This window comes from Amycolatopsis oliviviridis, assembly GCF_014654365.1.
Lineage (GTDB): Bacteria > Actinomycetota > Actinomycetes > Mycobacteriales > Pseudonocardiaceae > Amycolatopsis > Amycolatopsis oliviviridis.
The window spans coordinates 412,822-431,976 of the sequence record NZ_BNAY01000009.1 but is presented as its reverse complement, the minus strand read 5'-3'; the positions used below and the strand labels follow the sequence as shown (position 1 = coordinate 431,976).

The following is a 19,155-nucleotide window of genomic DNA, read 5'->3' as shown; positions in this document are numbered from 1 at the left end:
CCCCGAAAGGCTTCATCGTTCGACTTGCATGTGTTAAGCACGCCGCCAGCGTTCGTCCTGAGCCAGGATCAAACTCTCCAACAATGTCAAATTTGATCGAGGCAAATAATGCTCTCAAAGGAACCTCAAACGAGGTTCAAAATAAGCTCTACTGGCTTAGTTCACTAGCACACTGTTGAGTTCTCAAGCAACACACCCCAGATCGCACCGTGGCTACACGGCCTTATCTGAAGCAGTTATTTCTTGGCTTTAGTCCGGAGCACACCCTAGCACCTGCTCGAAACTGCCGTTTCAGCGGGGGTAGAGTTACCTCTCCGGTTCGGGACCACCCACTCTACCACCATCCGGTGGGAGCTTGGTTCGTGTTCCCGGCGGCCGCTCGGTTTCCCTGGCGACGAAGAGAACATTACACGGCCCGAAACCGGCGTTTACAGGGGGGTCCCTTTTTTCGCGCCGACGCTCTGACCTGCGTCGATCTACCCCTCTGCCGCCACCTCACCCGAAGCGGCGCCCGGCACCGGTTCCCCGTGGGTCGCGACGACCGTCAGGACGACGAGGGCGGCGGCGAGCCCGGCGGTGATGTGGATGGGCGCCGGCGTGAACGACGCGGCGAGCACGAGCCCCGCGGTCACCGGGAAGCCGATCGCGATCGGGCGGCATTCGTTGGCGGGCCCGATGTGCATCAGCCAGACGCTCAGCAGGTAGATCGCGACGGGCACGGTCGTGGCCATCGCGGCGGGAAGCGAGGCGACGTGCCCGGTGTGGGTGTCGTAGTCGACCGCGACTTCGAGACCGGCGCCGAGCGCGGCCGCCGAAGCGAAGATCAGGTAGTGCCCGTAGCCCCAGCTCGCGACGGTGAACAGGCTCTTCGCCTTTTCGAGCCGGACGTGGCCCGGCTGGTCGAAGTACAGCCACCACAGGGAGAAGACCAGCACGAGCCCCGCGGCGGCGAGCGAGATCAGGCTGCCGGTGTGCTCGCCTTTGTCCAGCCCCTCCTTGACCGCGGTGGTCGCGCCGAGGATGGATTCACCCAGCACGATGATCGTGAACAGGCCGTAGCGCTCGGCGATGTGGTGCGGATGCCAGCCGGTCCAGCGCTTGCGTTCGGCGATCACCGGGACCGCGAGTTCGGCCACCAGGAGCACGAAGAACGACGGCAGGGCCAGTGAATCCGGCAGGCCGAGCCGGACGATCCACAGGATCTGGACGATCGTGATGCCGATGGCGTACCGCACCGCGGCCGGACGGCACCGCGGATCGGTCCGCGCGGCGCGCAGCCATTGCACGACCATCGCCAGGCGCATCAGGACGTACCCGGCCACCATGATCCGGAAGTCGCCGTCGAAGGCCGACGTGACACCGGCGGCGACGGTCAGCCCTCCGGCGATCTGCACCAGCGTCACCAGCCGGTACGGCACGTCGTCGGTGTCGAACGAGGACGCGAACCAGCTGAAGTTCAGCCAGCCCCACCAGATCGCGAAGAACACCATCCCGAAGCTGAGCACCCCGTGCCCGATGTGGTTCTCGGCGATCGCGTGGTGCAGACCGGCGGCGGCCTGCGCGACGGCGACCACGAAACACAGGTCGAACAACAGCTCCAACGGGGTCGCGACCCGGTGTCCCTCACCGGAATCGCGCATCGTCATCGGCCGGTACCAGACCCTCAGCCGATTCCGCCGGTCAGAACTCTCCGCCATCTCCGCTCCTCGCACTCTCGGACTCGCGAAGATCTTCGCAGCCGGGAGCGGTTCACACACTCGGAGAAACGCGCAGCGGGTGGGTCCGGGCCGGGTGCACCTCCCCAGGCGACCCCGCGCGGACCCACCCGCGCGAATGCCTCACCGGGACTCGGCTCGCCAGTGGTGTGAGCCGGCTGCCGCCGAACGGTCCCCCGCGGACGCCGACGGCTGTCCACCGGCCCGTGACCGTGGGTGTCCATTCCTGAGAACTCCGGACTCACCACGATCGCTTCGCCGATCGATCCATCCCCGATCGATCGACAGAAATACCACTGTCGGTAGCCATGACACAGCAGTGAAGGCTCCGTAAGGTCTACCCGGTTGCTCTGAGTAGCACCAGAGGATGACTACCTCAGTCACTCGGATGGAGCATCGAGTCTTGCCGAACGTAGTCATCGGTACGCACGGATGACTCAGCCGCGTTGACTGTCGGCGGCCGCCCTCGCGGCTTCCTCCCGCTCAGTGAGCGAACGCCGCTTACGGCGCGCGCGAAGCTCGATCACGGCGAGTAGGAGCGCCGAACTCGTCAACACGGCGGCGCACAGCATCGCCGCGGTCAGCGCCGACGGATAACCGCCGTTCGCGCCCAGTACCGCGTGGAAGACCGAGGCCAGCACGACCGTGCCGATCGCGGTGCCGATCCGCTGCCCGGTCTGCAACGCTCCTCCGGCCACCCCCGCCATCGATGTCGGAACACATTCCAGGGTCAGCGTGGTGTTGGGCGAGATGACCATCCCGCCACCGACGCCGGCGACGAGCAACGGCAGCGCGAACCACCAGCCCGCCGCGTCGCCGGGATCCCGGCCGGCCAGGACGGCGACCGTGACCATCCCGGTGATCACCATGACCAGCCCGGTGACGGTGAGCCTGCGGCCCCACTTCGGCACCAGCCGTCCCGCGATCGCCGCCGAAACGGCCGAGCCGAGGGCGAAGGAGGTGACGGCCAGCCCTGACTGCAGTGGTGTGTAGCCGAGACCCTGCTGGAAGAAGATCGCGAAGACCAGCCACATCCCGGTGAACCCGCTGAAGTACAGCGCGCCGACGGCGGCACCCGTGGCGTAACCGGGGGTGTCGGTGAACAGCCGAGTGTCCAGCAGTGGCGGACGGTCGCGCCGCACCATCGAGCGTTCCCACCGTACGAAGGCGAATCCGAAGACCACCGCGACGAGGAACAGCCACCACAGATCGCTCAGCCCGCCCTGCTCGGATTCGATCAGCGGGAGCAGGACCCCGAGCACGGCGACACCCAGCAACATGATGCCGACGAAGTCGATCTCGCCCCGCAGGCTTCTCGCCGGTCTTTCCGCTTTCGGGAGCCATCTCAAGGCCAGGGCGAACGCCAGGATCCCGATGGGCACGTTCACGTAGAAGACCCAGCGCCAGCCTTCCGGGTCGCCGAAGACGGCGAGGATCACGCCGCCCAGCACCGGCCCGACGGCGGTGGAGATCCCGACGGTGGCACCGAACATGCCGAAGGCACGGCCTCGTTCCGCGCCGCGGAACAGGTCCTGGATCATCCCGCTGTTCTGCGGCGTCATCATGCCCGACGCCACCCCCTGCAGGAGCCGGGCGATGACGAGCGTCGTCTCGTTCGGCGCCGCGCCGGCGAACGCGCTGGTCAGCACGAACGCGGCGAGCGCGAACAGGAACATGCGGCGGCGGCCGAGCGCGTCACCGAGCCTGCCACCGGCCACCAGCACCAGGCCGAAGGCCAGCGCATAGCCCGAAACGACCCACTGGATCCCGCCGCTCGACGCGCCGAGGTCCTTCTGGATCGAGGGCAGTGCCGTGTTGACGATGCTGACGTCGAGCAGGCCCATGAACCCGGCGGCGAGGGAGACGGCGAGCGCCTTCCAGCGCCGGGGGTCGGGTTCGTAGGTGCTCATCAGGTACTGGCGGCGATCCCGGGAATGCCCTTGAGCTCACCGATCAGCATCGACGTCACCTTGACCGGATAGTCGTACAGCGCGAACACCGTCTGGTTCTTGCCGACCAGCTTGAGGTGCACCGGGGTCTCGCCCTTGTGCGCCAGCAGGGTCTGCTTCAGTTCGCTGACCACCGACTGGTCGATCTTCTCCGCGGCGGCCAGCAGGACCAGCGGCAGGTCTTCGTCACCGTTGCCGACCTCGGACAGGTCGAGCGGCACGAGCCCGCCGCCGAAGATGGACATCTTGTCCTCGCGCCAGTTCACCCGGCCCTTGACCAGGACGGCGTTGTCCTCGACGAGGTCCGCGGAGAACATCGCGTAGGACTTCGGGAAGTACAGGACCTCGAGTGAGGCGTCCATGTCCTCGACGGTGCAGATCGCCCAGGGCTCGCCCTTCTTGTTGACCCGGCGTTCCAGCGAGGTGATCAGCCCGGAGATGATCAGCTCGCCTTCCTTGGGCGGGTCGGCGATGATCGCGGCGATCGGCCTCGGCGCGTGTTTGCGCAGGATGCGCTCGGCACCGTCCAGCGGGTGCGCCGAGACGTAGAGACCGAGCATCTCCCGCTCGTAGGCGAGGAGTTGCTTGCGCGGGTACTCCTCTTCACCGAACTTCAGGTGCGCGAGCGGCGACGAGGACGCGGTGGCTTCCGCGTCGTCCTCCCCGCCGAAACCGAAGAGGTCGAACTGGCCCATCGCCTCCTGGCGCTTGAGCGGGACCACGGCCTCGACCGCGTCCTCGTGCACCTGGATCATCGAAAGGCGGGAGTTGCCGAGCGAGTCGAACCCGCCTGCCTTGATCAGCGATTCGATGACCCGCTTGTTGCAGGCCACCAGTTCGGACTTGTCGAGGAAGTCGGTGAAGGAGGAGTACTTCCCCTTCTCCGCCCGGGTCTTGATGATCGACTCGACGACGTTCGCGCCCACGTTGCGGACCGCACCCATGCCGAAGCGGATGTCCTCCCCGACGGCCGCGAACCTCAGCGCCGACTCGTTGACGTCCGGCGGGAGCACCTTGATCCCGAGGCGGCGGCATTCCGAGAGGTAGACCGCCGACTTGTCCTTGTTGTCACCGACCGACGTGAGCAGCGCGGCCATGTACTCCGGCGTGAAGTTCGCCTTGAGGTACGCCGTCCAGTAGGAGATCAGGCCGTACGCGGCCGCGTGGCTCTTGTTGAACGCGTAGCCGGCGAACGGGAGGATCGTGTCCCAGAGCGCCTTGATCGACTCGGAGGAGAAGCCGCCGGGGACCAGCTCGCTCGACTTCATGCCCTCTTCGAAGCCGACGAACTCCTTCTCGAGGACCTCCGCCTTCTTCTTACCCATGGCGCGGCGGAGCACGTCCGCGCGGCCCATCGAGTAGCCGGCCACCTTCTGGCCGATGTGCATGATCTGCTCCTGATAGACGATCAGGCCGTAGGTGTCGGCCAGGATCTCCTTCAGGGGCTCTTCGAGCTCGGGGTGGATCGGTTTGACCTTTTGCCGGTTGTTCTTGCGGTCGGCGTAGTCGTTGTGCGCGTTCATACCCATCGGGCCGGGGCGGTACAGCGCGCCCACCGCCACGATGTCGTCGAACACCGTCGGCTGCATCCGGCGGAGCAGGTCACGCATGGGCCCGCCGTCCAGCTGGAACACGCCGAGCGTGTCACCGCGGGAGAGCAGCTTGTACGTCTCCGGATCCTCGACGCCTAGGGTGTCGAGGTCGATGTCGACCCCGCGGTTGGTCTTGATGTTGTCGATCGCGTCACCGATGACGGTGAGGTTCCGCAGGCCCAGGAAGTCCATCTTCAGCAGGCCGATGTTCTCGCACGACGGGTAGTCCCACCCGGTGATGATCGAGCCGTCGTCGCGCTGCCACAGCGGGATGGCGTCGGTCAGCGGGTCGCAGGACATGATGACCGCGCAGGCGTGGACACCGGCGTTGCGGATCAGGCCTTCGAGACCACGGGCGGTCTCGAAGATCGTCTTGCACTCTTCGTCGGTCTCGACGAGCGCCCGGACCTCGGCCGCTTCGCCGTATCGCTCGTGCTTCGAGTCGACGATGCCCGAAAGCGGGATGTCCTTCGCCATGATCGGCGGCGGCAGCGCCTTCGAGATCCGGTCCGCGATCGCGTACCCGGGCTGGCCGAAGTGGACCCGCGCGGAGTCCTTGATGGCCGCCTTGGTCTTAATGGTGCCGAAGGTGATGACCTGCGCGACCTTGTCGACGCCGTACTTGTCGGTGGCGTACCGGATCATCTCGCCGCGACGGCGGTCGTCGAAGTCGATGTCGATATCGGGCATCGAGACGCGCTCGGGGTTCAGGAACCGCTCGAACAGCAGCTTCTGCGGGATCGGGTCCAGGTTGGTGATACCGAGCACGTACGCGACCAGCGAACCGGCGGCGGAACCACGGCCGGGGCCGACGCGGATGCCGACCTTCCTGGCGTAGTTGATGAGGTCGGCGACGATGAGGAAGTAGGCGGGGAAGCCCTTCCCGATGATGACGTCGAGCTCGATCTCGATGCGCTCGTTGTAGTACTCGTCCGGGACGCCCTCCGGGTACCGCCACTTGAGGCCGCGCGCGACCTCTTCCCGCAGCCAGGTGCCCTGGTCGTAGCCCTCGGGGACCTCGAAGAACGGCAGCCGGTCCTTGTGCGTGTAGACGTCCTTGTAGGACTCGACGCGCTCGGCGATCAGCAGCGTCGAGTCGGCGGCGCCGGGGACCTCCTTGTCCCAGTACTCGCGCATGTCGGCGGCCGACTTCAGGTAGTAGCCGTCACCGTCGAACTTGAACCGGTTCGGGTCGTTCAGCGTCTTGCCCGCCTGCACGCACAGCAGCGCGGAGTGGGTGTCGGCCTGGTCCTTGGTGACGTAGTGCGAGTCGTTGGTGGCCAGCGGCCGGAGGTCGAGCAGCTTGCCGATCTCGAGCAGGCCCTCACGGACCGACCGCTCGATCGGCAGGCCGTGGTCCATCAGTTCGAGGAAGAAGTTGTCGCCGCCGAAGATGTCCTTGTAGTCCGACGCGGCCTGGATCGCTTCGGTGCGCTGCCCCAGCCGCAGCCGGGTCTGGACCTCGCCGGACGGGCAGCCGGTGGTCGCGATGATGCCCTGGTGGTTCTCCGCGATCAGCTCGCGGTCCATCCGGGGCTTGCGGTAGTAACCCTGCATGCTCGCGAGCGAGGAGAGCTTGAACAGGTTGCGCAGGCCGGTGGAGTTCTCGGCGAGCATCGTCATGTGGGTGTACGAACCGCTACCGGAGACGTCACCGCCCTCACCGAACTCGTCCGAGCCACGCTGGTTGGCCTGTCCCCAGAAGACCGGCTTCTTGTGGAAGCGGCTCTCCGGCGCGATGTAGGCCTCGATGCCGATGATCGGCTTGAGGTCGTGCTTGACCGCCTGCTGGTAGAACTCGTCCGCGCCGTACATGTTCCCGTGGTCGGTCATGCCGACTGCGGGCATGCCCAGGCGCGCCGCCTCCTTGAACAAGGGGGCGATCTTCGCCGCACCGTCGAGCATCGAGTACTCGGTGTGCACATGCAGGTGGACGAAGGAATCGTTCGACACCAGCGAAAACCTCCCCTAGGCAGACGGATCCCTGGCTGCTTGACGCGGGCCGGTCCTCCCACCTTATGCGCCGATGGATCTCGGCGCCCGGGCGGGCTGGCGCCCCGGCGAGGGCCAGTCTCTACCTCCGACCGCCCGCCGCCAAGCACCCACGCGGCACGGTTTCGCGATGACCTCGGTTACCCCCGAACGGGGCGCCGGGTCAGCTCAGCCGGGCCAGCCGCCGGTTGACCACCTCCCTGTCGAACCACTCCGGATCGAACCCGTGGCCGCCGAACTCTTCGATCAGTTCCTCGTTCTCTTCGTCGTCCGGATCACGCAGGGCTTCCAGCAACGTCTCGTAGCCGCTCGGGTCTTCGCATTCCGGCGGCGGGGCGGCGCGCTCCCCGCCGAGGCACCTCGCCGTGCGAGGAGGGTCGACCAGCTTCTCGACGCGGATCCAGTGCCGCCAGCCCTCCACCTCGTAGACGAGCCGGTGGCCGGGCGAAGTGACGACCTGGCCGAGTGTCACCTCGTCGTCCAGACGGTCGCCCTCGCAGCTCTGGGCATCGACACTGAAGCCGCCGTACGCGGTCTCGAATCGATGGTGCCGCCGCTCGTCGAGGTCGAACGCGGCCGCGAGGATCCGGTGCAGCCCGGCGAGGGTGACGTCGGAGCGGACTTCGAGCCGTCGCCAGATCGCGTCGTCCGGTTCGGTCAGGGCGACCGCCAGCCAGAGTCCGGTGACCGGCGTGGGCCGGGGCAGGACGAGCGGCAGCGGATCGGCCGACGGCATGCGGGGCAGCGGTTCGTAGGCGGGGAGACCGAGCCAGCGGCGCAGCTGGGCCGCGCGCTCGGGCAGATCAGGCCTCGGATCGGTCCCCAGCTCCAAGAGCTTGGGGACTTTTTCCCGGATCCAGGCGTCGCCGTCCGCCTTGACGATCAGGGCCGTTTCGACCTGGCTCCGGAACTCCTCGGGTGTCAGCGGCGCCTCGGTCACCTCGAAACCGCCCCGGAGAACCGCCAGGGCGTCCTCGGGGTCGGGGTGGAGCTCGATCACGTCGACCTGGCGATCGTTGACCACCACCTCGACGCCCACCGAGCGTTTGCCGGCGGTCAGCGTGGCGGCGAGGACCACCAGGTCCTGATCCACCTGGCCTTGGACGACACAGTCCGACAGCTCGATCGGTCCGTGGAGCAGCTTCGGCCAGCGCTCCACCCTGGTCACGTCCAAGGGCGGACGCGTCCGGTGGGAGCGCTGGTGCTTCGGTCTTTTGGCGGGCTTGCGGCCGCGGCTGACGGGGGACACGGGAGCAGTATCGCCAGCGGCACCGACAGTTTCGGCGTCGTGAGCAGCGACGATCCAAAAGTGCTTGCCGACCTGGGCGCGGATGGGCAGACTGACCAGCCGCCAAGATCGCCGAACCGCCCGGAGAGTTGATGATCGACCTGCAGGCCATGAACGAGCGCGTGATCGCGGAGTTCCGCGCGAACGGCCGCCACGGCGATGGTCTCCCGACGTTGCTGCTCACCACCACCGGCGCCCGCACCGGGCGGCGGCACGTGACGCCGATGCTGTTCCTGGCCGACGACGACCGCTACGTCGTGTTCGCCGCGAACGGAGGCGCTCCCGGGCATCCGGACTGGTACCGCAACCTGGTCGCTGAGCCGTCCGTCGACGTCGAGGCGGACGGAGAGGCCTTCACCGCTCACGCGATCGAGGTCACCGGAGCAGCCAGGGACCGTCTGTTCGCGAAGCAGGCGAAGGCGTTCCCTCGGCTGGCCGAGCACCAGTCGAAGACCAGCAGGCCGTTCCCGGTGATCGCGCTCCAGCGCGTATGAAGGTCACGATCGTCCACGCCCACGGAGGCGGTTTCACCTCGTACGACCCGGAGATCGGGCGGCTGCGGACCGACGCGCTGCACCGGTCGGCGAAGCTCCGGGTCGTCCCGGTGGAGTACCGGCTGGCCCCGGAGCATCCCTACCCGGCCCAGGTCGCCGACGTCCTCGACGTCTACCGGTCGATCGAAGGACCGGTCGTGCTCCTGGGCGAGTCCGCGGGCGGGACGATCGTGCTCTCGGCGCTCCTGCGGCTCCTCGCCGACGGCGAGCCACCCCCGGCGGGCGTCGCCGCGATCTCGCCGGTCGCGGACCTGTCCCTCCCGGGTGGTTCGTTCGTCACCAACGACGGCGCCGACATCCTGGACCGGGATGCGCTCCGTCGATCGATCGAGGCGTACCTCGGGGACGCGGAGGCCGGCTCCGCGTCGCCTTCGCGCGGCGACTTCACCGGATCGCCGCCGCTGTGGCTCGCGGTGGGCACCGCCGAAGTCCTGCTCGACGACGTTGTGACACTGGCCACCTCAGCCCGGGAATCCGGTGTCAGCGCGGAACTCCGCGTCTACGAAGGCGCCCAGCACGGGTTCGAATTCTCGGGTGAATACCCCGTCGACGCGGACCTCGCAGCGTGGATCGGGACCCTCGGCTGATCGCTTGACAAAGCGGTGGACCGACCGCACGATCTCGTCTCATGAACCTGTCTGACAGCCAGACAGCCGGACACGGTGGTCCCCGGCGCGTCAGCGCGATGGAGGCCGTGCTGGCCCATCTCCGCGGCGCCATCGAGCGCGGCGACTACCCCGTCGGGCAGAAGCTGCCGTCGGAATCCGCGCTCGGCAAGGAGTTCGAGGTCAGCCGTTCGGTCGTCCGCGAAGCGTTGCGGGGGCTGCAGGCACTCGGGCTCACCGTGTCCAAAACGGGCAAAGGGACCTTCGTGACCGCCACCGGGCCGGTCGAGAACCCCACCTTCGGGACCTACTCGGCCCGTGACCTGTTCGAGGTCCGGCGGCACGTCGAGATCCCCGTCGCCGGGTACGCGGCCGTGCGCCGCAGTACCGACGACCTCGACCTGCTCGGTCACCTCGTCGAGCGCATGGACCTCGAAACGGACAACACCGCGTGGGTGGCGCTGGACTCGCTGTTCCACATCACCATCGCCCAGGCCTCGGGCAACCCGGTGTTCGGCAAGGTCATCGAAGAGATCCGCGACGCGCTCGCCCGGCAGTCCTCCTTTCTCAACCAATTGGGGGACCGTCGGACCCGCTCGAACACCGAGCACCGTGAGATCGTCACCGCCATCGCCTCCGGTTCCGAAGCGGACGCCATCGCGGCGATGACCTCCCATCTCGAGCACGTCGAGAACGCGCTTACCACCATCGTGCGGCCAAGCCGCCCGACGCAGCAGAACAAGGACGACTGACACCGTGACCGAACAGACCCTCAGCGCGGACGGCAAAGCCGCGCCGGTTCCGGCCGACGCCGGTGACGCCGGCTACGACAAAGCGCTGAAACCCCGCCACGTCAACATGATCGCGATCGGCGGCGCCATCGGCACCGGCCTGTTCCTCGGCGCGGGTGGACGGCTCGCGCAGGCGGGCCCGGCCTTGGCGATCGTTTACGCGGTCTGCGGCCTTTTCGCGTTCTTCGTGGTGCGCTCGCTCGGCGAACTCATCCTGTACCGCCCCTCCTCCGGCGCCTTCGTTTCCTACGCCAGGGAATTCATGGGTGAGAAGGGCGCGTTCGTCGCGGGCTGGATGCATTTCCTGAACTGGTCGACGACCGGTATCGCGGACATCACCGCGATCGCGCTGTACGCGCATTTCTGGTCGTTCTTCACGCCGATCCCGCAGTGGGTGCTGGCGCTCATCGCGCTCGCGGTGGTGCTGGCGCTGAACATGGTGTCGGTGAAACTGTTCGGCGAGATGGAGTTCTGGTTCGCCATCATCAAGGTCGCCGCGCTGGTGACCTTCATGGGGATCGGGATCTTCCTGCTGGTCACCCAGCAGCCGATCGACGGCCAGGTCCCGGGCTTCTCGCTGCTCTCCGACCACGGCGGGATCTTCCCGGCCGGGGTGCTGCCGATGGTCCTGATCGTCCAGGGCGTCGTGTTCGCCTACGCCTCGGTGGAGCTGGTCGGTGTCGCCGCCGGTGAGACCGAGAACCCGCGCAAGATCATGCCGAAGGCGATCAACTCGATCATGTGGCGGATCGGGATCTTCTACGTCGGTTCGGTCGTCCTGCTGGCGATGCTCATGCCGTGGAGTTCCTACTCGAAGAGCGAAAGCCCGTTCGTCACGGTGCTCTCGCACGTCGGGGTGCCGCAGGCGGGCAACGTGATGAACCTGGTGGTGCTGACGGCGGCGCTGTCCAGCCTGAACTCGGGGCTCTACTCGACCGGGCGCATCCTGCGGTCGATGTCGCTGGCCGGGTCCGCGCCGAAGTTCACCGGCGTGATGAACAAGAACCACGTGCCCTACGGCGGGATCCTGCTCACCTCCGCGGTCTGTGTGGTCGGTGTCGGCCTGAACGCCGTCGTGCCGAGCCAGGCCTTCGAGATCGTGCTGAACTTCGCCGCCATCGGCATCCTCGGCACCTGGGCGATCATCGTGCTGTCCCATCTGCTGTTCGTGCGCAAGGCCAAACTCGGTGAGGTGGAACGCCCGTCGTACCGCCTGCCGTTCTCTCCCTACACCGAGATCGCGACGCTGATCTTCCTCGTCGCGGTAGTGGTGCTGATGGGCTTCGACGAGGTCGGCCGGATCACCCTGTACTGCTTGCCCGCCATCGCGCTCGCGCTGGTGGCAGGCTGGTTCGGGGTCCGCAAGCGGATCAACATGGACGTCTTCGAAAAGACGAAGCTGTGATCCCCGAGATCCGCGTGCCCGCCCACGAACCGCTGGTGCACCTCCTCCGCGACGGAATGGTCGAGGGGGTGCACCACGGTTCGGCCGTGGTGCTCGCCCCGGACGGCCGGGTGCTGTTCTCCGCCGGTGACGTCGAGGCGGCTTTCTACCCGCGTTCGGCGGCGAAACCCTTACAGGCCACGGCGATGGCGCGACTCGGCGTCGACCTGAGCGCCGCCGGGTTCGCCGTCGGCGCGGCCAGCCACTCCGGCGAGGAGATCCACCTGGCCGAGGTGCTCCGGACCCTCGACGGCGCCGGGTTCACCGAGGAAGACCTGCGGACGCCGGAAGACCTGCCGTTCGACCTCGTCGAGCGCGACGCCTGGATCGCCTCGGGGCGGACCGCGTCGAGACTGGCGCACAACTGCTCCGGCAAGCACGCGGCGATGCTCGCGACCTGCCGCCTGCACGACTGGTCCACAAGGGACTACCTGGATCCGGGACATCCGCTGCAGCGCGCGATCGCCGGCTGCGTCGAGGACCTGACCGGGCAGCGGATCCCCAAGGTGGCCGTCGACGGCTGCGGCGCTCCCCTGTTCGCGGTGTCGCTGCGCGGGCTCGCCAGGGCGGTCGGCAAGATCGCCGCGGCTTCCGCCGGGACCCCGGAAAGCCTTGTCGCCGAAGGGATCCGGAAGCATCCGGAACTGGTCGCGGGTACGCGTCGCGACGTCACCGCGCTCATGCGCGCGGTGCCCGGCCTGATCGCCAAGGACGGTTTCGAGGCCGTCCAGGTCGCGGCCCTGCCGGACGGCACGGCGATCGCGATCAAGATCGCCGACGGCGGAGACCGCGCGCGCCGGCCGGTGCTCGCCGCCGCGCTCGCGCTGTGCGGTGTCGAGCAGGACGTCCTGGAACCGGCCCCCGGCCTGCGCGTGACCGGCGCGCTCGCCGAACACCATCTCGCCGCCTGAGGAGCTTTCGATGCACCGCGTGGAACACGATCTGCTGGGAGACAAGGAAGTTCCGGCCGACGCCTACTGGGGTGTGCACACCGCCCGCGCCAGGGAGAACTTCCCCATCACCGGCACCGCGATCTCCGCGTACCCGCATCTGATCGAGGCGCTCGCGTCGGTCAAGGAGGCGGCCGCCCGGGCCAACGCCGACCTGGGGCTGCTGGAGCCGGACGTCGCCGACGCGATCCGCCGGGCGTGCGGCGAGATCCGGGACGGCGCACTGCACGACCAGTTCGTCGTCGACGTCATCCAGGGCGGCGCGGGCACGTCGACGAACATGAACGCCAACGAGGTGATCGCGAACCGCGCGCTGGAACTGCTCGGGCACAAGAAGGGCGACTATGCCCGCGTGCACCCGAACGAACACGTGAACCTCGGGCAGTCGACCAACGACGCGTACCCGACCGCGGTCAACGTCGCCACGATCATCGCCGTCCGCGAGCTGGCCGAGGCGATGGTCGTGCTGGAGCGGGCGTTCGCGGCCAAGGCCGTCGAGTTCCACGACCTGCTGAAGATGGGCCGCACGCAGCTGCAGGACGCCGTCCCGATGACGCTGGGGCAGGAGTTCGGCACGTACGCGGTCATGCTCGGCGAAGACCGGCTGCGGCTCACCGAAGCGGTGGCGCTGCTGCACGAGATCAACCTCGGCGCGACCGCGATCGGCACCGGCCTCAACGCCGCGCCCGGGTACGCCGAAGCCGCTGTCGCGCATTTGCGTGAGATCACCGGGCTGCCCGTCGTGACCGCGGCGGACCTCGTCGAGGCGACACAGGACTGCGGCGCTTTCGTGCACCTTTCCGGTGTGCTCAAGCGGATCGCGGTGAAACTCTCGAAGAGCTGCAACGATCTGCGGCTGCTCTCGTCCGGGCCCCGGGCGGGGCTCAACGAGATCAACCTGCCGCCGGTTCAGGCGGGGTCGTCGATCATGCCCGGCAAGATCAACCCGGTGATCCCCGAGGTGGTCAACCAGGTCGCGTTCGAGGTCATCGGCAACGACGTCGCGGTGACGATGGCGGCCGAGGCCGGGCAGCTGCAGCTCAACGCGTTCGAGCCACTGATCCTGCACTCGCTTTCGGAGAGCATCACGCATCTGCGGTCGGCCTGCCTGGTGCTGGCGGAGCGGTGCGTCTCCGGGATCACCGCGAACGCCGACGTGATGCGGGGCTACGTCGAGAACTCGATCGGGCTGGTGACCGCGCTGAACCCGAGCATCGGCTACGCGGCGGCGACCGAGATCGCCAAGGAAGCGCTCGAAACCGGGCGCGGCGTGGCGGAGCTCGTCGTCGAGAAGGGTCTTCTTCCCGCGGAAGAACTGGCGAAGCTGCTGAAGCCGGAGACGCTCGCGCGGCTTTCCTGAGACCAGCGGGGCGGTACCGGGCGGTCCGCCCCGCGCCAGTGTCATGAAAGTGGCTTTCAGGACATTTTTCGTCCTGAAAGCCACTTTCATGACATGCGAGTACGGTCGTAAGCGGAAGGTGATCATCCGCGCGAAAGGCGGCCCAGGCGTGCTCGACCGACTTCTCGACCGATATCTCGGCCTTCCCCCGGCCGAAGGCCCCGCTCCCTCGGTGACCAAGGCGATCCCCGTCCCGATGCCCGACGGCGTCCGGCTGCTGGCGGACCGCTACGCCGTCCCTGGCGACGCGCCACGGCCGGTGGTGCTGATCCGCACGCCGTACGGCCGCAAGGGCGTGATGGGCAAGATCTTCGGCGAGACGTTCGCACGACATGGACTGCAAGTCGTCCTCCAGAGCACTCGCGGGACCTTCGGCTCCGGCGGCGAGTTCCGGCCGTTCCACCTGGAGAAGGAGGACGGCCTCGCCACCGTCGCCTGGCTGCGCGAGCAGCCGTGGTGCGACGGCCGGGTGGCGATGGCGGGCGCGAGCTACCTCGGCCACACGCAATGGGCCGTCGCGCCGTACCTCGACGAGCCGCTCGAAGCGATCTGTCTCGGCGTCACCGCGTCGGAGTTCGTCTCGGCCTTCTACCCCGGCGGGATCCTCGCGGTCGACAACATGGTCTCGTGGTCGTCATTGATCGGCCGCCAGGAAGGCCGGTTCGCCGGCCTGCCGAACCCTTGGCAGACGAAGAAGACCCGCCGGGCCATGGCGCATCTCCCGGTTTCCGGCGCCGACGTCGCGGCCATCGGCAAGCAGGTGCGGTTCCTGCAGGACGTCTCCGCGCACGCCGAACCGGGCGACGACTTCTGGGCACCGTCGGACCACAGCGCCGAGGTCGCCGGGCTGACCACGCCGGTGAGCATGGTGACCGGCTGGTACGACCTGTTCATCGCCGCCCAGCTGCGCGACTTCAAGGAACTCGCCGCCGCCGGCCGCGAGCCGCGGATCACCATCGGCCCGTGGGCGCACGGCGAGCCAGCCAGCCTGAAGACCCTGATCACCGACCAGATCGGTTTTCTCTCCGCTCACCTGCTCGGCGATCGCGCGCCGCTGAGGCAGGCACCCGTGCGCCTGTACCTCCAAGGCTCGGGGCGATGGCTGGACTTCGAAAGCTGGCCGCCGAAGTCGGACGCCACCCCGTATTTCCTGCGCCCCGGCGGGCTCTCCCCCGACGAACCCGTCGAGTCGAAGCCGGGCACGTTCACCTACGACCCGGCGGATCCCACACCGACCGTCGGCGGCCCGCTGCTGTCGGGTGTGCAGAAACAGCAGGACAACACGGACGTCGAGCAGCGCCGGGACGTGCTGTTGTTCACCGGCGACGTGCTGAAGCGCGACCTCGACGTCATCGGCGAGGTCTCCGCGCTAGTGCACGTCCGGACCGACCTCGGGCACGGCGACGTGTTCGTCCGGCTGTGCGACGTGGACGGTCGCGGGGTCTCCCGCAACGTCACCGACGGCATCCTCCGCCTGCGGCCCGGCGGTCCCGCGTCCGATGTGGACGGTGTGGTCGCGGCCGAGGTCCGGCTCGACCCGACCGCCTACCGGTTTCGGCGCGGGCATCGGCTGCGGCTGCACGTCGCGGGCGGCGCGTTCCCGCGCTTCGCCCGCAACCACGGCACCGGCGAACCGGTGCACAGCTCGGTGGACGGGAAACCCGCGCGGTTCGAGATCTTCCACGACCCCGCGCACCCGTCCCGGATCACGCTGCCGGTGTTCTCGGCTTAGTTCGGCACCACCCGCTGGTGGGTGGTCAGCCTGCCGTCGTCGTGCAGTACGTGGAACAGCAGCGACGGCGGCAGGTCGTAGTCGACCGGCCCGCCCTCACCCCAGCCCCGGAGGCCGTTCTCTTCCCACGGGAACAGGATGCTCGACCCGACCGACGGCGCCGACCGCAGCGGCACCCCCGCGAACGTCGTCGACGCCGCGGCGTGCACGTGCCCGCAGAGCAAGGCAACCACACGCGGATGCCGGGCGAGCACCTCGGCCAGTTTTTCTTCGCCGGTCTGGCGCATCGCGTCCACCAGCGGCAGCCCGAGCGCGACCGGCGGATGGTGGAAGGCGATGAAGGCGGGCCCGTCGCCGTCGGCGAGAACACGGTCCAGCCAGGCCAGGGTCTCGTCGTCGAACTGCCCGTCCGGCTTGCCGGGGATACTGGAGTCGGCCATGACGAACGTGACGTCGCCGACGGTGTGCGCCACGTTGACCGGCGCGTCGTCCGGCGCCTGACCGAGCAGCCCTTCCCGGAACGGGCCGCGTTTGTCGTGGTTGCCGGGGCAGGTGAAGAGCGGGACGTCGGTCTTGAACAGCTCGGCCGCGCGCCGGTACTCCTCAAGGGTGCCGTGGTCGGCGATGTCGCCGGTCACCAGGATCGCGTCCACCGGTGTCACCAGGCCCCCCAGATACCGCATGACCCGCTCGGTGCGTTCGTCTGCGCGTTCCCCGCCGTCGAGATGGTTGTCGCTCAGATGTGCCGTCACGAACATCGTTTCACCCCATGTCGTCCAGATATGCCAACGTTTTCACCCAGTTCCGCACGAGCAGCTCGACGGCCGTCGCGAGGTCGGGCACCCGGATCGCCTCGGCGATCCGGAAGTGCTCATCGATACTCTCCCGAGAACGTTCGACGCCACCGAAATAGCGGGCGTCGTAGCGCTTCAGCAGCGGTTTCGTCTGCTCGATCAGGCGCAGCAGATGCGGATTCGTGCAGCGCGAGACCAGCAGCGCGTGCCAGCGATCATCCAAAGTGGACAGATCGCCCTGCCGATCGAGTTCCGCGGCCATCTCGGTGGTGATCCGGTCCAGGCCGCCGGTGAGGCCGACGAGGTCCTGCGGCGAACTCCAGCGCAGCGCGAGCGATTCCAGCTCCGCGACGAGCGGATACAGCTGCCGGGCCTCGCCGGGATCGAACGGCGGCACGAGAAAGCCGCGACCGGGCGCCGAGACGAGCAGCCCGCGATCGGCCAGCCCGATCAGCGCCTCGCGCAACGGTGTCCGGCTGACGCCCAGTTCGCGGGCGAGGTGCACCTCGTTGATCCGGCTGTCCGCGGCGATCCGGCCGTCGAGCACGCGGGCGGTGATCTCCTCCGCGAGGTCACGCCGAAGCAGGTTCCTCGTCATGCCGACAGTATTGCATGCACTTCGGCCGTACTGTATTCAGTTAGGCATGACGGACTTCGATGTGAACCGCGCTCGCCTCGAGACGCCGGGCTGTGCGGAAGTGGTCCACCTCAACAACGCCGGATCGTCGCTGCCACCCTCCCGGGTGACCGACACCGTCGTGGACTACCTGCGCGAGGAAGCCCTGATCGGCGGGTACGAACAGGCCGCGGCGACCGCGGAGCGGATGGAAGGCGTCTACGCCTCGGCGGCCCGGCTCGTCGGCGCCGAGCCGGGCGACATCGCGCTGACCGACAACGCGACCAGGTCGTGGCAGGCGGTCTTCTACGCGCTCCCGTTCGCCGCGGGAGACCGGATCCTGACCGCGAAGTCCGAGTACGCGAGCAACGTCATCTCTTTCCTGCAGATCGCGAAGCGCACCGGTGCCGTCGTCGAGGTGGTCGACAACGACGAGTCCGGGCAGCTGGACGTCGAAGACCTCAAGCGCCGCGTCGACGGCGACGTCAAGCTGATCGCCGTCTCCCACGTGCCGACGCAGGGCGGGCTGGTGAACCCCGCCGAGGAGATCGGCGCGGTCGCGCGGGAGGCCGGGATCCCGTTCCTGCTGGACGCGTGCCAGAGCGCCGGCCAGATCGACCTCGACGTCGCGCGCCTGAACTGCGACGCGCTCAGCATCACCGGCCGCAAGTACCTGCGCGGGCCGCGCGGCACCGGATTCCTTTACGCGCACCCGCGCCTGCGCGAGCGCGTGGAGCCCGCGATGCTCGACCTCCATTCGGCGGTGTGGACAGCGCCGGAAACCTACGAAGTCGACTCGACGGCGAAGATGTTCGAGGTCTGGGAACGCGATCACGCCGCCTTGCACGGCCTCGGCACGGCGATCGACTACGCCCTCGAATGGGGCATGCCCGCCATCGAGGCCCGCGTCGCCGCGCTCGCGGCGAAACTGCGCGACGCGCTCCGCGAGGTCCCCGGCGTCAAGGTCCACGACCAGGGCACACGGCAATGCGGGATCGTCACGTTCAGCGTGGCGAAAACGCCCTCACAGGAAGTGAAACAGCGCCTGGCGGCGGCGAAGGTCAACGTCAGCGTCACGGAAGCGACGTCCGCCCAGTTCGACTTCGCCGAGCGCGGACTGCCTCCGCTGGTCCGGTCCTCGGTGCACTACTTCAACACCGAAGAGGACATCGCGCTCCTCGTCGGCGAAGTCGGGAAACTGGCTTAACGGCGGGAAAGCAGCGAATCGGACGGCGGGGCGAAGGGCAGCCCCGTCGCCTTCGCGCGTTTGCCGATCACCAGGGCCTCCCCCAGCAGGCTGACGCCGATCGACAACGTCACCGGCCGCGCGTCGGGATGCGCCCCGGCCGTGGTCGCCAGGAACCCGATCCCGAAGTTCACCAGCAGCGACAGCACCCAGACACCGAACGTCCAGCCGGTGTAGCGCAGCCAGAGCACGCCGTCGCGCTCGAACAGCTTCGTCGTCGTGGCGCGCACCGCACCGAGGCCGCAGCCGACCACGGAGCCCAGAACGAGCCAGAGGCCGTCCGTGAGAGTGAAGATCTCCAGCTTGGCCAGGCCGTAGACCCCGATCGCGAGCAGGATCACCGGCGCCCCGAACACCTCGCGTGCGACCAGCGGTTCTCCGCGCAGCCTCCGCACGACGATCGCGATCACCGCGACGACCACCAGGGCCATCAGCAACCAGGTCCTCATGAACTCCCCCTTTATAGCATGACTGTGCCAAATAAAATA

15 protein-coding genes and 1 rRNA gene are annotated in these 19,155 nt (G+C 68.0%); 8 read left to right on the top strand and 8 right to left on the bottom strand.

The features are described 5' to 3' along the window. The 5 genes from IE302_RS34175 to IE302_RS34155 form a co-directional block, all read right to left on the bottom strand. A 16S ribosomal RNA gene (locus IE302_RS34175) occupies nt 1–84 on the bottom strand; the annotation flags it as partial. A gap of 392 nt (nt 85–476) precedes the next feature. Continuing rightward, the gene (locus tag IE302_RS34170; protein ID WP_191258569.1) at nt 477–1,697 is read right to left on the bottom strand and encodes a low temperature requirement protein A; all 1,221 of its coding nucleotides are present in this window, start codon (nt 1,695–1,697) and stop codon (nt 477–479) included. 455 nt (nt 1,698–2,152) lie between these two features. Beyond that, nucleotides 2,153–3,625 (bottom strand): MFS transporter, encoded by a 1,473-nt coding sequence (locus IE302_RS34165; RefSeq protein WP_191258568.1) that lies wholly within the window; start codon nt 3,623–3,625, stop codon nt 2,153–2,155. Further along, nucleotides 3,625–7,209, bottom strand: coding sequence for a DNA polymerase III subunit alpha (gene dnaE / locus IE302_RS34160; protein ID WP_191258567.1), 3,585 nt, complete (start codon nt 7,207–7,209; stop codon nt 3,625–3,627). Before dnaE ends, IE302_RS34165 begins: the two co-directional genes overlap by 1 nt. A gap of 202 nt (nt 7,210–7,411) precedes the next feature. Next, nucleotides 7,412–8,497 carry a plasmid pRiA4b ORF-3 family protein gene (locus IE302_RS34155; protein WP_229908090.1) on the bottom strand — a complete coding sequence of 362 codons (1,086 nt, stop codon included), beginning with the start codon at nt 8,495–8,497 and terminating at the stop codon, nt 7,412–7,414. 131 nt (nt 8,498–8,628) lie between these two features. On the opposite strand from IE302_RS34155, the gene IE302_RS34150 reads away from it, so the two are divergent. The 7 genes from IE302_RS34150 (at nt 8,629) to IE302_RS34120 (ending at nt 16,011) form a co-directional block, all read left to right on the top strand. Next, entirely contained in the window at nt 8,629–9,030 is a 402-nt protein-coding gene (locus tag IE302_RS34150) for a nitroreductase/quinone reductase family protein (RefSeq protein ID WP_191258566.1), read from the top strand. Next, nucleotides 9,027–9,677, top strand: a complete 651-nt coding sequence (locus IE302_RS34145) for an alpha/beta fold hydrolase (RefSeq protein WP_191258565.1) — start codon at nt 9,027–9,029, stop codon at nt 9,675–9,677. Before IE302_RS34150 ends, IE302_RS34145 begins: the two co-directional genes overlap by 4 nt. A gap of 98 nt (nt 9,678–9,775) precedes the next feature. Beyond that, a complete protein-coding gene (locus IE302_RS34140) occupies nt 9,776–10,447 on the top strand; it encodes a FadR/GntR family transcriptional regulator (protein ID WP_191258588.1) in 672 nt (223 codons plus the stop codon). Between the two features lie 4 nt (nt 10,448–10,451). Beyond that, nucleotides 10,452–11,891 (top strand): amino acid permease, encoded by a 1,440-nt coding sequence (locus tag IE302_RS34135; RefSeq protein ID WP_191258564.1) that lies wholly within the window; start codon nt 10,452–10,454, stop codon nt 11,889–11,891. Continuing rightward, a complete protein-coding gene (locus tag IE302_RS34130; RefSeq protein WP_191258563.1) occupies nt 11,888–12,841 on the top strand; it encodes an asparaginase in 954 nt (317 codons plus the stop codon). Before IE302_RS34135 ends, IE302_RS34130 begins: the two co-directional genes overlap by 4 nt. 10 nt (nt 12,842–12,851) lie before the next feature. Then, nucleotides 12,852–14,240: an aspartate ammonia-lyase gene (gene aspA / locus IE302_RS34125; RefSeq protein WP_191258562.1), complete on the top strand. Its 1,389-nt coding sequence runs from the start codon at nt 12,852–12,854 to the stop codon at nt 14,238–14,240. 148 nt (nt 14,241–14,388) lie between these two features. Continuing rightward, nucleotides 14,389–16,011 (top strand): CocE/NonD family hydrolase, encoded by a 1,623-nt coding sequence (locus IE302_RS34120; RefSeq protein ID WP_191258561.1) that lies wholly within the window; start codon nt 14,389–14,391, stop codon nt 16,009–16,011. Here IE302_RS34120 and IE302_RS34115 read toward each other — a convergent pair. Then, the gene (locus tag IE302_RS34115; RefSeq protein WP_191258560.1) at nt 16,008–16,769 is read right to left on the bottom strand and encodes a metallophosphoesterase; all 762 of its coding nucleotides are present in this window, start codon (nt 16,767–16,769) and stop codon (nt 16,008–16,010) included. The genes IE302_RS34120 and IE302_RS34115 overlap by 4 nt on opposite strands. 4 nt (nt 16,770–16,773) lie before the next feature. Continuing rightward, nucleotides 16,774–17,403 (bottom strand): GntR family transcriptional regulator, encoded by a 630-nt coding sequence (locus IE302_RS34110; protein ID WP_191258559.1) that lies wholly within the window; start codon nt 17,401–17,403, stop codon nt 16,774–16,776. Nucleotides 17,404–17,449: 46 nt separating this feature from the next. Between IE302_RS34110 and IE302_RS34105 the strand changes: the two genes are divergently transcribed. Beyond that, the gene (locus IE302_RS34105) at nt 17,450–18,628 is read left to right on the top strand and encodes an aminotransferase class V-fold PLP-dependent enzyme (RefSeq protein ID WP_191258558.1); all 1,179 of its coding nucleotides are present in this window, start codon (nt 17,450–17,452) and stop codon (nt 18,626–18,628) included. Here the strand turns inward: IE302_RS34105 and IE302_RS34100 are convergent. Further along, nucleotides 18,625–19,116 carry a DUF1453 domain-containing protein gene (locus tag IE302_RS34100; RefSeq protein WP_191258557.1) on the bottom strand — a complete coding sequence of 164 codons (492 nt, stop codon included), beginning with the start codon at nt 19,114–19,116 and terminating at the stop codon, nt 18,625–18,627. The genes IE302_RS34105 and IE302_RS34100 overlap by 4 nt on opposite strands. Nucleotides 19,117–19,155 lie beyond the last annotated feature (39 nt).